Origin of the sequence: Nocardia sp. JMUB6875 (assembly GCF_041154655.1) — a bacterium.
In the GTDB taxonomy this organism is placed as follows: domain Bacteria; phylum Actinomycetota; class Actinomycetes; order Mycobacteriales; family Mycobacteriaceae; genus Nocardia.
Genome location: NZ_BAAFGR010000034.1, coordinates 24,381 through 37,963 on the forward strand (window position 1 = coordinate 24,381; position 13,583 = coordinate 37,963).

Here is a 13,583-nt window from a genome sequence, read left to right on the forward strand (position 1 = left end):
GATGTGGAGACTATGAGTCGAAACGTTGCAACTGCGTTGCATCGGCGCCCATGCGCCGATCGAGCACGCGGATCTTGGCCTCGATCTGCGCGTACAGCGGAGACTCCCGATCAACGGTGGCGCGATAGGCCGCCCACGCGGCCGCATCGTCACGCCCCTCGGCACCGGCGGTCCACCGGCTCAGCACCGAAGTGTCGCCCGACCGTAAGACGGCGGTGCGCAGGCGAACTCGCAATTCATCGCGAATGTCTATAACTCCCGGCGCGGTCGAGCGCGGCAGCACCGGGCCCGCGTACAGCCGCACGGCGGTATCCACGTCGCCGGAATCCAGTGCGGCGCGCAGCGCCTCCACATCCGTGGCGATCGGAACGCGCAAACGGTAGGGGCGCGAACCGAACACATTCGAGCCGACCACCGACCGCAGCCGCGACATGGCCGCGCGAATGGTGGCGTTGTCCAGATCGGCGTCGTCGAGCAGCAGCGCCAGGTGATCGGCCGACAGGCCCTCGGTGTGCTCGGCCAGCAGCAGCAGGATCTCGGCGTGCCGCTGCGACAAGGGAACTCGCTCCCCCGCCACGGTCAGCTGCGGCTGCCCCAGGCCCAGCACCTCGAGCCCGAGCCGCTCGGGCTCCGGGGCGTCGGCGTGCGCGCGCCGGTCCTGGCCCGAACGCACCGCGGCCAGCAGCAGATCCATCTCCGCGGCCGTGGCCGCCGCCTTCACCAGCGCCAGGATCTCCGGGCGCGCCACCCGCACCCCGCCCGCGATCATCAGCACGCCGACCAGGCGGCCGTCCGGATCGTGCACCGGCGCAGCGGCTCCCGTGATCTGGTGCATGCGGTGCAGGAAGTGCTCGGGCCCGTGGATCCAGGCCGCGCGGCCGGTGCGCACCACCAGGCCGACGGCATTGGTGCCGACGCGGCGCTCGCTCAGGTCATTGCCCTCGCGCAGGCCCGCCTCCGCGGCGGCCTGCACCCGATCGGCATTGCCGTGCACCGAGAGCACGCGGCCGAACTGGTCGGCCACCACCACGATCAGTCCGGTGCTGGTCGCATCGCGCAGTAATAGCTTGTCCACCAACGGCATGACCGCGGCAATGGCGTGGGCGTCGCGATAGCGCGCCAAATCCGTGCCGCGCAGGCCCCGACCGTCACCGTCGTCCATGGGATCCACGCCACCGCGCACGCTGCGCAGCCATGATTCCAGGACCATCGGCCGCAGCAAACCCGGTAGCTGCCCCAGCTGATCGCCGCCCACGCTGAGGTATCCATGCGCCTGGGCGGCATACGTTTCGAGCGCCCCGAGTTGACTGCCCGGTTCGACGCCGTGGTGGGGCTGGCCTCCACCTGCGAGATTGCTGACCATTTGCCTTTCTTTCCGCCCCAAAGAGTACCGACACACCTGAGACCTCAAGGCGGAAGCCGGACGTTTGTCCGGCAGGTCACACAGCGACACCCTCGACCGGGAATGTGAGCCACGCAGCATTTAGTTAAATGGAACCTGTTCAGTCAGAGGTTCGATCGTGGCACAGTGGGGCCGTGGAGGACATCGACCTGACCGACCTCGACCGATTCGCCGATGGGTTTCCGCACGCGGACTTCGATCGGCTCCGGGAACGGGAACCGGTGTGGTGGCATCCGCCCACCGCGCACACCCCGGACGGCGAGGGATTCTGGGTGGTCAGCCGCTACGCGGACATCGTTGCCGTGGCCGGGGATTCGCAGACCTACTCCTCCGAGACCGGTGGTGAGCGAGCCGGCGGCGGGACCCTCATCGAGGATCTGCCCGCGGACTGGGCGGTCGGGGTGCTGCTCAATATGATGGACGACCCGCGGCACGCCGGAGTGCGGCGACTGCTCATGCCCAGCGTCGCGCCGCGCACCCTCAAGCGCATCGAGCACGATCTGCGGCAGCGCGCCGCGACCATCGTTGATACGGCAGTGGCCAAGGGCGACTGCGACTTTCTGCTCGACCTCGCCGCCGAACTGCCGCTGCAGGCGGTCGCCCAGTTGCTCGGGGTGCCGCAGGAGGATCGGCATCAGCTGTTCGCGTGGGCGAATGTGAAGCTGGACTACGACGATCGGGAACTGGGCGAGGACACCGAGCGCACCCGGCGCGCGACCGCCGAGACCCGGGCCTACGGCGCGCGGCTGCTCGCGGCCAAGACCGCCGATCCGGCCGAGGATCTGATGTCGCTGGCCGCGCACGCCACCCTCGACGGGAAGCCGCTCACCGATATGGAAAAGGCCATGCTGTTCAGCCTTTTGATGACGGCGGGCAGCGAGACCACGCGCAATTCCATCGCGGTCGGGATGCTGGCGCTGATCGAGCGGCCGGAGGTGTGGCGGTCATTGCGGGCCGATCGCTCCCAATTGGACGGGGCCGTCGAGGAAATGCTGCGCTGGGCCTCCTCCACCTCCTACAACCGGCGTACCGCCACCCGCGACACGATGCTGGGCGAACGGCGAATTCGCGCCGGGGACAAGGTGACCCTGTGGTGGACCTCCGCCAACCGGGACGCGAGCGTGTTCGAGGATCCGCACCGCTTCGATATCGGGCGGCGGCCCAATCCGCATCTGGCGTTCGGGCGCGGCGGGCATTTCTGCCTCGGCTCCAATCTGGCGCGGATGGAGATGCGGGTCATCTTCGACGCGCTGCTCGACCGGGTCGCGAGTGCCGAGCTGACCGGGACCGTCGAGTACACCCGCAGCAACAAGCACACCGGCGTGCGGCACATGCCGGTCCGGTTGCTCGCCGATTAGGTAGGCGGCAGCGTGGGTTTCAGCGCCGCCGCGCTGCGGGTCCGGGCCGCGCCCCACCACAGGCCCGCACCGTAGGCCACATCGTCCATGCGCTTGCACAGCACATAGCGGGCCGGATCCAGGCTGCCCGGCTCCCGATGGGTGAACCAGTCGGCCAGGCCCTCGGCCATGGCCAGGGTGATCGCGATATGGCGGACCCGGCGCGAGCACACCATGCCCAGCAGGGTGACCGGCCAATAGTGACGGCACATGGCCGACGCCAGCCGCCAGACGCCGCCGGTGAATCCGCGCGTCATATAGATGGCGGCCACCCGCGTCGGATTGTCGAGCCCGGCGAAGACCCGGCGTAATCGGATCAGCGTGGCGGCCAGGGTCAGCAGGCCGCCGAACACGCCCCAGCCGGACAGCGTGCTGAGCAGCGCGGCCGATACGGCGGTCCAGATCGGTAGCGACAGCGGCGAGGCCAGGCCCGGATGCCGCTGGGCCAGCGGGGCCACGCCGGTGCCGTGGGTGACCTTGTGGGCGAACCACTTTCGCAGCGAGACCGGATTGCTGTGCGCCACCCGGGCGGCCGGCTCGTAGCGCAGCCGCCAGCCCGCGCGGTCCAGCCGCCAGCACAGGTCGACATCGCCGCCGGCGGCCATGGACTCGTCGAAACCGCCCTCCGCCAGTAGGGCCAGGCGGCGCACCAGCACCGCCGAACTCGGCACGTAGGGCACCGGGCCGTGCGCGTGCACCGCCGACTCGCGGCGGCCGCGGTGCACCGAGCCGCGGGTGTGCTCGTAGCGGGCCAGCAGCGTCGAATCCGGATCCATGGCCAGGATGCGCGGGGCGACCAGCGCCACCTTGGGATCGCTGAAGTGACCGAGCATGACCTCGAGCCAGCCGGTGCGGGGCACCACGTCCGGGTCCAGAAAGGCCACGAATTCGGTTGACGCCGCCCGCAATCCGTAATTGCGGGCAGCGGCCACGCCGTGCCGTCGGTCCCGGCGCAGCACGGTGATCCGGCAGCGGTTGCCGCGCGACTCCGGAATCCGCACCGGCGCGTCCGATCCGTCGTCCACCACGATCACGGTGTGCCCGCGCAGCGCCGACAGCAGCCGCGAGAGCTCGGGGGCGTTGTTGTGCACCGGCACGATCACGGTGACGTCCTCCAGCGACGGCAGCAGCCGCGGGCGCGGATTGGCCACGCCGGAATCCAGAAGACGTCTGGCAACCCGAGCCGACGCGGGGTCGGTCACCTCGAGGTAGCCGTCACCGATCAAGGCCGCAGCTTCCGGCGCGAGCCGTAGCAACCTCGTCGGCGTGCCGCCGACCAGGAGCCGTCCACCGGAATAAGTGCGCACCTTGGGATCGATTCGCACCCCGAAACCATCGGGAAGGCGATCATGGCGCATTCCCGAATGCTAAGTCAGCACACCAGTAGCAATGATGATTGCCACGCTGGCAGTGCGGAATTTGCCCGCTACTTCTCATCGCACGGGTTCGCGTCGGACCGTAGCTCGACCAGTGGTGTATCGATCCCTCTACACTGCGTGAGGAAAATTGGCGGTTGAACAGGTCGGGGACGGCATCGCGTCCTCATAGTGGTCGAGGCGGTATGGGAGTCGGGCGCATGCAGACAAGTGGGGGCGGCAACACCCTCTCGGAATCCGAGATCGTCGAGGCCGCCCTGCGGGTGGTCCGGCAGGACGGCGTGGAGAAGCTGTCCATGCGCCGGCTCTCCCGCGAACTCGGAGTTTCTCCGATGGCCCCCTATTACTACGTCGCCGACAAGCGCGAGCTACTCGATCTGGTCGCCACCGCCGCGCTCACCGGAGTGCGCAAGCCCCCACCCGAATTCGGTACGTGGCAAATGCGGTTGCGCGATCTGATCGACCAGATCGACGAGAAATTGCGCAAACATCCCGGTCTCGGCGATGTTCTCATCGAGCAGATGCTGGGCAAACAGCTCGATCTCATCGCCGCCGTGATGGAAATCCTCTTCGACGCCGGATTCGACGAGCGCAATGTGCTCTCCGCCTACGCCACCATCCACACCTACCTGTTCGGCCGGTCGAAGGTGAACCCGCGCGACCGTAATGCCTTGGTGGATCGGGTACTCCCGGAAGCAGTGGAGCGCGCCACCAAGCACCTGGGCGATCTGCGCGGGAGATACTCGTACGACTTCTCGATGGACGTGCTGATCGCGGGCCTCGAGGCCCAGCTTGTCCGGCAGCGCGACAGCACCGTATAGTGAAACTAGAACACGTTCTAGTTTCGGTTCGAGAGGACACTATGACCACCGTCGACGTACCGCACAGCTCGCGATCGGCCGTGCTGCGGGTCTCCGCGGTCATCAACGAGACGGCCGACTCCTGCTCGCTGGTATTCGACGTGCCCGAGGACCTGCGTGAGCGCTTCGCCTACTCGCCCGGCCAGTTCCTGACGCTGCGCATCCCCAGCGACCTCACCGGGTCCGTCGCCCGCTGCTACTCGCTGGCCAGCTCGCCCCACACCGACGACAAGCCGAAGGTGACCGTCAAGCGCACCGCCGACGGCTACGCCTCGAACTGGGTGTGCGACAACGTGAAAGCCGGCGACACCCTCGAGGTGCTGCCGCCGTCGGGCGTCTTCACGCCCAAGAACCTCGACGAGGACCTGCTGCTCTTCGCGGCGGGCAGCGGCGTCACCCCGGTGATGTCCATCCTCAAGTCGGCGCTCTCGCGCGGCAACGGGCGCATCGTCGTGGTATACGCCAACCGCGACCACGAGTCCGTCATCTTCGCGGGCGAACTGCGCGAACTCGCCGACAAGCACCCGCAGCGGCTGGTCGTCATCCACTGGCTCGAGCACCTGCAGGGGCTGCCCACCGCCGATGCGCTGGCCACCCTGGTCGCGCCCTACACCTCCTACGAGGCGTTCATGTGCGGGCCCAAGCCGTTCATGGACCGGGTCCACGACGCGCTCGGCCAGCTCGGCATGCCGCGCAACCGGACGCACGCCGAGGTGTTCAACTCGCTGTCCGGCGACCCGTTCGCCGAGGTCGCGCCGACCGAGATCACCGCGGAAGAGGCCGCCGACGCCGCCAGCGTCGAAGTCGAATTGGACGGCGAGACGCACGAATTGACGTGGCCGCGCAGTCAGACGCTGGTCGACATCATGCTGTCGAAGGGCATCGACGTGCCGTATTCCTGCCTCGAGGGCGAATGCGGATCGTGCGCGTGCACGGTGCTCGAGGGTGCGGTCGAAATGGAGAACGCGGAAATTCTCGATCCCGAGGACATCGCGAACGGCTACATCCTGGGCTGCCAGGCGCGGCCGGTCACGGATCACCTGAAGATCCAGTTCTGACTCGAAAAGCGAAGTGCGCCCGCCGCGTTGACACGCGGCGGGCGCATTCTTTTCGGTCAGTAGGCGCCGAAGACGTTGTCGATCGAGCCGTAGCGGTGGGCCGCGTAGTTGCAGGCCGCGGCGATATTCGCGACCGGATCGTAGATATCCCACGAGGTGCCGTCGACGTGGTACGCCTGGAAGGTCGGGTCGATCACCTGGAGCAGGCCCTTGGACGGAATGCCGGCGGCGGCATTCGAGTCGTAGAGGTTGATGGCCTGCGGGTTGCCGCCGGACTCGCGCTGGATATTGCGGAAGATGCCGTCGTAGCTGCCCGGGATGCCGTGCTGGTTCATCACGTACAGCGCGTTCTTGATCCAGCCGTCGAGGTCGTTGGCGAAGGTCGGGGGCAGCAGCTGGTTGAACGGCGCGGGCAGGGTCTCGACCCACTGGCGGATCTGGTCCTGCTGCGGCGCGGGCAGCCCGTCATTGATCTGGACGGCCTGCTGCTGCACCTGCTGGGCGGTGGCCTGGAACTCCGGCGGGACGCCATTGATGACGTCGGCGGAGGCGGTGCCGGAGGCGGCGACCATGGCGGTGGCGGCCAGTGCGAGAGCGACGGCGACCTTGGGCTGGGAGATCAGTTTTTTCAAAGGCATGGCGACACGGCGCAGCGCTGACCACGACGGCATCCCGGGGGAATCCGCCGACGCACTGCATGGATTGATGTGCATTGTGGGCGAACGGGACTCGGGAATTTCCGAGCAAACACCGTTCGATCGCGCTCTCGCCCAAGGGTGGCGGTCTCCGCGCGAGGGGTACCGGCTCGTTTCGAGCTGGTATCGGCCGTCGCCGACGGATAACAGAATGATTGCGCTAGGTTAACGTAAACTGAACACAGGGTGAACAGTCGGTTCTACAAGGCCGAGCGGTATGTCACAGCAATCCGGCAGCGCCGATTTCAGCGCTGCGCGCGGTAATGAATCCGCTGCTCAGGGGTCAGATGTTCGGTCGCGTAACTCAATGCCGTGCGGCCCATATCCGCCGCGTGCGCGTCCAGAAATCCGGTGAGAATCGCGGCATCCACCCGTTTGCCGATCTCCCGCAGCATCCAGCCCAGCGCCTTCTGAATCAGATCCCGGCGATCGGAGAGGAGTCGCTCACACAGATCGAGTGTGGTCGCGGTATCGCCCTGCTTGATGAAGGCGAAAGTGGTGAGCAGCGCCACCCGCCGTTCCCACAGTGAATCCGCCGCCGCGAATTCGTAGAGCAGATCGCGGGGGCGCTCGGCGAACCACGGCCCGAGAATGAACTCGGCCGAACCATCGACCAGATCCCAGTTGTTCACCCGCCCGCGCCGCACGGCGGCCAGATACAGATCGACGATTTCGCGCTGCCGCGCCTCGTCGCCCCCGCGTTTGCGAGACGCCTTCGCCATCTCGCCATTCAGAATCACCAGCCCGGCCAGCCGGTGTTCGTGCACCGGCGAATCCAGCAGCTTGTCGATCTCCGAAAGCGGCATGCCCGCAAAACGTTTCACGGCCTTCCGGGTCTGCGGAACCCGGACGCCGAGAAAAACATCACCCTCCCCGTACTCCCCGGGCCCCGTCTTGAAAAACCGCTGCAGATGCACGGCATCGGCCGGATCGGCGAGCCCCGCCAATTCCGCCTGCACCGCGGCCGCCGTCAGGTCTTTCGCCGTCACGCCGGTACCGCTCATCGCGCCTCCCGCGTTCGTGGGTCGGAGAGTCCTTTCTGATCGAATCCTAGATCGGTATCAAGCGGTTTCAGCCGCGGCCTGTAACAGCACTTCGCCGAATTTCCGCATGTGGTCCGAGCCGCCGTACCAAGCCGCGACGATATCCACGGCGGCCGCGCGAGTGCGGCGGGCGGCCTGGGCCAATTCGGCGACGGTGATCTCGCCGTTTTCGGCGGCCTTGGCGGCCTCGTCGAGATCGTGGCTGGCCGTGAGCAATCGCATGATGTGGTGCAGTTCGATGGTGGCGTCGCTGGTGCGGAACTCGGCGGACTTCGACTCGCGAGGGGCCGGCTTCGACTCGCGCTGGGTCGATTCCTGCTGTGCCACAACCGGTTCCGGCTCGGCGGCCGCGCGGCGGCGCGACGGGGCCTTGGGCGCGGGGGCCGGAGCGGGCTCGCTCGGGACCTCCTGGACGCTCTCGCGCAGCGAAGCGGCCACGGCCTCCATGCTCTCCAGCCGGACGGGGTGCTCGGTCCGGACCGGCTCGGGGTCCGGGGCGTAGCGGCGGGAGACGACGGGCTCCTCGATGACCGGGCTCGCGCCGAAGATATCTTCCTGCGCGGTGGTGCGAGTGGCGAAAGGCGAGCCGTTGGTGGCGGGCTGCGCCGTGAACGGTTCCCCGTTGGTGGCGGGCGCGGCGTACGCGTCGATATCGGTCGTGATGCGGGCCGCGAACGGCTCATCGGCGGCCAGGCGCGCGGCCACCGCCTCCGGATCCGCGGTGCGCTGCGGCAGATCCGGGGCCAGCCGGCGCGGCAGCGCGTCGGATTCCGGTGCGCTGCGCAGGGTTACGGGCGCGGAGGACCACTGCACCGACTGCACGTCCTGGCCATTGCGGCCCAGGCCACCGTGGCTGCCGGTATCGATGCCGGTGAGCACCGGGTTCGGCGAGGTGCCCGGCGAGGCGGTGTCCGGGTGGGTGAGGCGGTAGCCCGGCTGGCGCGCGGGGCGCGAATCTCCCGGACCGGCAGTGAAATCGGCATCCATGGCCGCCATTCTTACCGGGCCGCGCTATCGGAGGCGAGTCGGGCCGCGATTCCTGGCACGGCAGCGCACACCGTGAAAGCGATACACGATCAAGGGTATTGGGGCATTGACGCGGTCGCGGATCTCAGCAGTTGGACGGCGCGGGTTCGCCGCGCAGGCGGGCGTCGACCCAGGCGAAGGCGTCCGGCAGGCCCAGCACCGCCGCGGACAGATGCTCCGGCGACGGATTCATATCCATGTCCAGTCGCACCCCGGCCGCGCAATAGCGGCGGTCGGTATTCACGATGGCGTCCACCGGAATCAGCGGATCACTCGGCGAATGCCATTCGAAGACCGGGATATTCGGCACCCCGTCGTAGAGCTCCAGGCTGTTCTCCTCCAGCACCGCCAGCACGGTGGGATCGTCGATCATCGAAGTGCTGGCGGCGAATTCGCGGGCGCTGTGGCCCGCGCCGATCGCCATGATCTCGTTGGTGCAGCCATTGGCCATGGCATTGCGGGCGGCCAGGCCCGCCGGATTCATCTGGGTGCTGATCGGCAGCCGATCCGGATACTCGCGCTCCAGGCCGATCGCCGCCGCCATGGCCAGCCCGAACGCCGGATGCGGCTGCAGGCCCAGGGAGTTCACCATCTTCACCAGGTTCATCGGGACCCCGCCGGCGGCCGCGCCCGCGAGCTTCAGCTCCGGCGCGTAGCGGGGTGCGAGCGCCGCCGCCCAGGCGGTCGCCATGCCGCCGCCGGAGTATCCGGCCATGGCGACCGGGCTGTTGCCCAAACCCAGTTCGGGCAGGCGCTGGGCCGCGCGAATGCCGTCCAGGGTGATCTGCCCGCCCAATTTGGCCGCGCCATAGGCGGAATTCGGACCGAGGTGATCCGGCAGCGCCACCGACCAGCCGCGCCGCAGCGCGCCGTTCAGCGCGACGGCCTCCTTCACATACAGATTCGGATCGCTGGTGTACAGCACCCGCGATACCGCGCATTCGGCGCCGAGGCCGTTGATGATGTGCTGATAGGACAGCAGCGGGCCGTCCTTTTGATGCTCACGCGGAGTGAGCACGGTGGTGACCGCGGCGATCGGGCCGCCCTGCGAATTCGTGGACCGGAACTTCACCAGGGTCACCGTGGTGTCCGGGAAGATCGGCAGCGGCGGCATGGGCCGCACCGCGAGTACGTCGCCGGGAGAGCGGTCGGCGAGATCGGCCGGTTGCGCGTAGAACGGATCGGGATCGGGCGCGGGATAAACCGGATCCGCCTGTGCCGCAGGCGTCATACCGGCCAGGGCCAGACCCGTCGCCGGGATTCCGAGCGCACGCAGCAACCATTTGGCCTTCACCAGGTTCCTCCACGATCTTCGCAGTGAAAATCACATGCTTAACCCATGACGAGTGTCGTTCGGGATTCGTGAAGAAGAAATAGCGACACGCCAGCAAACATTTCGGCCGACGAATTGCCGCCGGGCTCAGCCCATCTGGGTCATGCCCGCCGCGACCACCTGGGCCACGTTCATGATCTCGTCGGCCGTCGGCAGCGGCACCCCGTCCAGGGCGTGCAGCCGATCGGTGCTCGCGATGGCCAGCATGGCCGACACCCACGCCGCCGCGCAGGCCCGCAGCGTCCCGGGCTGCACCGGGGTGGGCGTGCTCGCCGCCAGCACCCACGCGGTCGCGTCGAGCAGCTGATCACGCATGCGGCGCAATTGTTTCCGCACATCCGGATGGGTGTCGGCCTCGCGCCACATGATCACCCGCAGCACCGAGGAGTGGTTGTCGCGCAGATTCAGCGCGGCATCCATATTGACCAGGCTCTTGGCGGGATCGCCTGGGACCACCACGGATTCGATGTCATCGAGCGGCTGCGGCGGGACCCGCTCCTCCATCAGGGCCGAGAGAATCGCGCCCTTGGTGGGGAAGTAATAGAAGACCAGGCCCTTCGGCACCCCGGCCGCCTCGGCGATGGATGCGGTGGGGGTCGCGTCGAATCCGTTTGCCGCGAAGAGCCTTTCGGCAGCATCGAGGATGAGCCGGCGAGCATCCCCGTCGGTCTTCTTGCTGCGACGACGCCGTGATGTGGGCACTGCTCGACTTCCTCCTCACGCTCACGAGCGGAGGCTTCCGCCACCGGTCGGGCGGACGTAGACGACAAGCATAACGCGCGGATACGCCGGCCTCGGGACGCTCCCGCGGTCACAGGGGTCCCGAGGCCGGCGTGCCCGGTATCGGTCAGTGCGCCGCGGCGCCGAAACGACCCGAAACCTCGGGCATCTCGGCCAACGCGACCACCACCGTCAACGCACCCACGATCCACGCAACCCAGGAGGCGTTGCTGTAGGAGTGGAAGTTCATCACCCACGGGGAGATGAACATCAGGACACCCAGCACGCCGAGCGCGCGGCCGGTCCAGGAGCTGGCCCGGTCGGCGAGCTGAGACAGGCCCGCGAGTGCGATCAGCACGCCGAGCACCACGAGGGTCCACAATGCGCGGTTGCTGTGCGCCACCCAGATCGGGGACAGCGCGGCGACTGCGCCCAGCACGACGGTTACGGCCTGCTCGGCGCGACTCACGGTGAACATGGAATGCCTCCTTTGAAAGGCGAGGGAATATGTTCTGCTTTCGTTGTATTCCTGATTGACCGCCCGATCAATCAATGCTCGGATACGCTTCGGCCGCAGTTCGGGTGTGACGCGCGACACATCGATGCGCGAGCGCGGGAACCGATATGGTTACCGCATGTCGGACTCGGTAGAACACGTTCTAATAGTTGGTGCGGGGCTGGCGGGACTCCGCACCGCCGAAGAGCTGCGACGTGCGGGTTGCCCGGGCGAGATCACCCTGCTCGGCGATGAGAACCGAGCGCCTTACGACCGCCCGCCGCTGTCCAAGCAGTACGTGCGCGGCGAGACCGACGACACCGCGTTGCGGCCCGCGGAGTTCTACACGGAGGAGCGGATTCGGCTACGGCTGGGCGTCTCCGCCACCGGGGTCGACACCACCGCGCGACGGGTCCGGCTCTCCGACGGCACCGAGCTGGGTTACGACGCGCTGGTGATCGCCACGGGTTTGCGGCCGCGGCGCATCCCGGGACTGCCCGAGGTTTCCGGGGTGCACGTGCTGCGCTCGCACGACGACGCCGCCCGGCTGCGCGAACACCTCGCTGGTGCACGCAAGGCCGTAATCGTGGGCGCGGGGTTCATCGGCTGCGAACTCGCGGCGAGCTTCCGGGCGCGCGGTCTGGACGTGACCATCGTCGAGCCGCAACCCACTCCCCTGTACGCCGCGCTCGGCCCGGAGATCGGCGCGCTGGTGACCCGATTGCACGAGTCGGAGGGTACCGAGGTGTGCTGCGGCGTCGGCATGGAATCGCTTGTTACCGACGGTGATTCGGTCAGCGGCGTGCGCCTGTCCGATGGCCGCGTCCTCGACGCCGATCTGGTGGTGATCGGCATCGGCTCGGTGCCGGTCACCGACTGGCTGGCCGACTCCGGCATTCCGCTCGCCGCACCCGGCGAGGGCGGCGGTGTGCTGACCGACGAGACCGGGCGTACCTCGGTGCCCGGGGTCTGGGCCGTCGGCGACGTGGCCGCGTGGCCGCACGTCAGCGGGCGCTCCAAGCGCGTCGAGCACTGGACCAATGCGGGTGAGCAGGCGCAGACGCTGGCGGCCGCGCTGCTCGGCACCGAGCCGAGCGCAGACGTCCAGGTGCCGTACGTCTGGAGCGACCAGTACGACATGAAGATTCAGGTGCTCGGCATCCCGGCGCTGGCCGACGAGATCCGCGTGGTGGAGGACAAGGGGCGCAAGTTCCTCGCCCACTACCTGCGCGCGGGGCAACTGGTCGCCGTGGTGGGCGCGAGCATGGTCGGCAAGGTCATGAAGGCCCGCGCCGAGCTCGCGGCGAACCTGAAGCCCACAGCCGTCGGCTGAGCGGTATCGACCCCGCGGTTCGCGATATCGCCGGGGTCTTCATTACCGTGCTAGGTGTGATCGTCGCGCTCATCGACTCCGGACTGGGGCTGCTGCCCACGGCCGCCTGGTTGCGGAAGCTGCGGCCCGATCTCGACCTGCTGCTGCTCAATGATCCCGACGGCGCGCCGTGGGGGCCGAAACCGGAGCAGTGGGTCATCGACCGGGTACTGGACACCGCGCGCCTCGCCCTGCGCGAGGGCGCGGAAGTCATTGTGCTGCCGTGCAATACGGCCAGCGTCACCGCCCTCGAACACGTCCGCGCCATGGTCGGCCCCGGTGTGCCCGTGATCGGCACCGTGCCAGCCATCAAACCCGCGGCGGCCGCTTGCCGGAAGGTCGCCGTCTGGGCGACGGCGGCCACCACCGCCAGCGCCTACCAGGCCGACCTGATCGCCCGCTTCGGCGGGGACGCCGATATCACCGGGGTCGCGTGCCATGGTCTGGCCGATGCCATCGACCGCGGGGATCTGCCGGTCATCGCCGAGGCCATCGCCGACGCGGCCGCGCGCACCCCCGCCGATACCGAGGGCATCGTACTGGGGTGCACCCACTATCCGCTCGTCCTCGACGACATCCTGGCCGCGCTGCCGGCCGGTGTCCGCGTCTTCGACAGCGCGGAAGCCGTTGCGGGCCAGACCCTGCGCCGCCTGGACGCGCTGGGCCGCCCGAGCGCGGGCAGCGGTGGCGTCCGCGTCATGGCGAGCGGCCGATCCGGCGAATTGCCGCCCGCCGCAGCCGCTTTCGAGTCCGGCCGGATACTGGGCGCGATCCCGGCAGGCCTCGACGTTTGATTCCGGCCGTG

13 protein-coding genes are annotated in these 13,583 nt (G+C 68.3%); 5 read left to right on the forward strand and 8 right to left on the reverse strand.

Annotated features, from left to right (window positions below):
* Positions 1-10: 10 nt before the first annotated feature.
* Entirely contained in the window at positions 11-1,363 is a 1,353-nt protein-coding gene (locus ACAM49_RS11370) for a GAF domain-containing protein (protein ID WP_369635429.1), read from the reverse strand.
* Positions 1,364-1,491: 128 nt separating this feature from the next.
* On the opposite strand from ACAM49_RS11370, the gene ACAM49_RS11375 reads away from it, so the two are divergent.
* Entirely contained in the window at positions 1,492-2,760 is a 1,269-nt protein-coding gene (locus ACAM49_RS11375; RefSeq protein ID WP_369635430.1) for a cytochrome P450, read from the forward strand.
* Here ACAM49_RS11375 and mftF read toward each other — a convergent pair.
* Positions 2,757-4,157 (reverse strand): mycofactocin biosynthesis glycosyltransferase MftF, encoded by a 1,401-nt coding sequence (gene mftF / locus ACAM49_RS11380; RefSeq protein ID WP_369635431.1) that lies wholly within the window; start codon positions 4,155-4,157, stop codon positions 2,757-2,759. The genes ACAM49_RS11375 and mftF overlap by 4 nt on opposite strands.
* A 218-nt stretch (positions 4,158-4,375) precedes the next feature.
* Between mftF and mftR2 the strand changes: the two genes are divergently transcribed.
* Together mftR2 and ACAM49_RS11390 are read left to right on the forward strand one after the other, a co-directional pair.
* Complete coding sequence (gene mftR2 / locus ACAM49_RS11385; RefSeq protein WP_369635432.1) at positions 4,376-4,996, forward strand: mycofactocin system transcriptional regulator MftR2; 621 nt, start codon at positions 4,376-4,378, stop codon at positions 4,994-4,996.
* A 41-nt stretch (positions 4,997-5,037) separates the two neighbouring features.
* The gene (locus tag ACAM49_RS11390) at positions 5,038-6,093 is read left to right on the forward strand and encodes a 2Fe-2S iron-sulfur cluster-binding protein (RefSeq protein WP_369635433.1); all 1,056 of its coding nucleotides are present in this window, start codon (positions 5,038-5,040) and stop codon (positions 6,091-6,093) included.
* A gap of 56 nt (positions 6,094-6,149) precedes the next feature.
* Here the strand turns inward: ACAM49_RS11390 and ACAM49_RS11395 are convergent, their stop codons facing one another.
* The 6 genes from ACAM49_RS11395 to ACAM49_RS11420 form a co-directional block, all read right to left on the reverse strand.
* On the reverse strand, positions 6,150-6,731 hold the full coding sequence (locus ACAM49_RS11395; protein ID WP_369635434.1) for a transglycosylase SLT domain-containing protein: 582 nt from the start codon (positions 6,729-6,731) through the stop codon (positions 6,150-6,152).
* A 302-nt stretch (positions 6,732-7,033) separates the two neighbouring features.
* Complete coding sequence (locus tag ACAM49_RS11400; protein WP_369635435.1) at positions 7,034-7,792, reverse strand: DNA alkylation repair protein; 759 nt, start codon at positions 7,790-7,792, stop codon at positions 7,034-7,036.
* Between the two features lie 57 nt (positions 7,793-7,849).
* A complete protein-coding gene (locus ACAM49_RS11405; protein ID WP_369635436.1) occupies positions 7,850-8,818 on the reverse strand; it encodes a hypothetical protein in 969 nt (322 codons plus the stop codon).
* A 124-nt stretch (positions 8,819-8,942) separates the two neighbouring features.
* Positions 8,943-10,088: a lipase family protein gene (locus tag ACAM49_RS11410; RefSeq protein WP_369635454.1), complete on the reverse strand. Its 1,146-nt coding sequence runs from the start codon at positions 10,086-10,088 to the stop codon at positions 8,943-8,945.
* A 189-nt stretch (positions 10,089-10,277) separates the two neighbouring features.
* Positions 10,278-10,892, reverse strand: coding sequence for a TetR/AcrR family transcriptional regulator (locus ACAM49_RS11415; protein ID WP_369635437.1), 615 nt, complete (start codon positions 10,890-10,892; stop codon positions 10,278-10,280).
* Positions 10,893-11,037: 145 nt separating this feature from the next.
* Entirely contained in the window at positions 11,038-11,388 is a 351-nt protein-coding gene (locus tag ACAM49_RS11420) for an SPW repeat protein (RefSeq protein WP_369635438.1), read from the reverse strand.
* 157 nt (positions 11,389-11,545) lie between these two features.
* Between ACAM49_RS11420 and ACAM49_RS11425 the strand changes: the two genes are divergently transcribed.
* Together ACAM49_RS11425 and ACAM49_RS11430 are read left to right on the forward strand one after the other, a co-directional pair.
* Positions 11,546-12,739, forward strand: a complete 1,194-nt coding sequence (locus tag ACAM49_RS11425) for an NAD(P)/FAD-dependent oxidoreductase (protein ID WP_369635439.1) — start codon at positions 11,546-11,548, stop codon at positions 12,737-12,739.
* Positions 12,740-12,795: 56 nt separating this feature from the next.
* Complete coding sequence (locus tag ACAM49_RS11430) at positions 12,796-13,572, forward strand: glutamate racemase (RefSeq protein ID WP_369635440.1); 777 nt, start codon at positions 12,796-12,798, stop codon at positions 13,570-13,572.
* The last annotated feature ends 11 nt before the right edge of the window (positions 13,573-13,583 follow it).

Coding starts and splice junctions, on each gene's coding strand:
- ACAM49_RS11405 (WP_369635436.1), bottom strand. CDS start 8,818: ATGGATGCCGATTTCACTGCCGGTCCGGGAGATTCGCGCCCCGCGCGC.
- ACAM49_RS11395 (WP_369635434.1), bottom strand. CDS start 6,731: ATGCCTTTGAAAAAACTGATCTCCCAGCCCAAGGTCGCCGTCGCTCTC.
- ACAM49_RS11425 (WP_369635439.1), top strand. CDS start 11,546: ATGTCGGACTCGGTAGAACACGTTCTAATAGTTGGTGCGGGGCTGGCG.
- ACAM49_RS11400 (WP_369635435.1), bottom strand. CDS start 7,792: ATGAGCGGTACCGGCGTGACGGCGAAAGACCTGACGGCGGCCGCGGTG.
- mftR2 (WP_369635432.1), top strand. CDS start 4,376: ATGCAGACAAGTGGGGGCGGCAACACCCTCTCGGAATCCGAGATCGTC.
- mftF (WP_369635431.1), bottom strand. CDS start 4,157: ATGCGCCATGATCGCCTTCCCGATGGTTTCGGGGTGCGAATCGATCCC.
- ACAM49_RS11390 (WP_369635433.1), top strand. CDS start 5,038: ATGACCACCGTCGACGTACCGCACAGCTCGCGATCGGCCGTGCTGCGG.
- ACAM49_RS11410 (WP_369635454.1), bottom strand. CDS start 10,088: ATGACGCCTGCGGCACAGGCGGATCCGGTTTATCCCGCGCCCGATCCC.
- ACAM49_RS11370 (WP_369635429.1), bottom strand. CDS start 1,363: ATGGTCAGCAATCTCGCAGGTGGAGGCCAGCCCCACCACGGCGTCGAA.
- ACAM49_RS11420 (WP_369635438.1), bottom strand. CDS start 11,388: ATGTTCACCGTGAGTCGCGCCGAGCAGGCCGTAACCGTCGTGCTGGGC.
- ACAM49_RS11375 (WP_369635430.1), top strand. CDS start 1,492: ATGGAACCTGTTCAGTCAGAGGTTCGATCGTGGCACAGTGGGGCCGTG.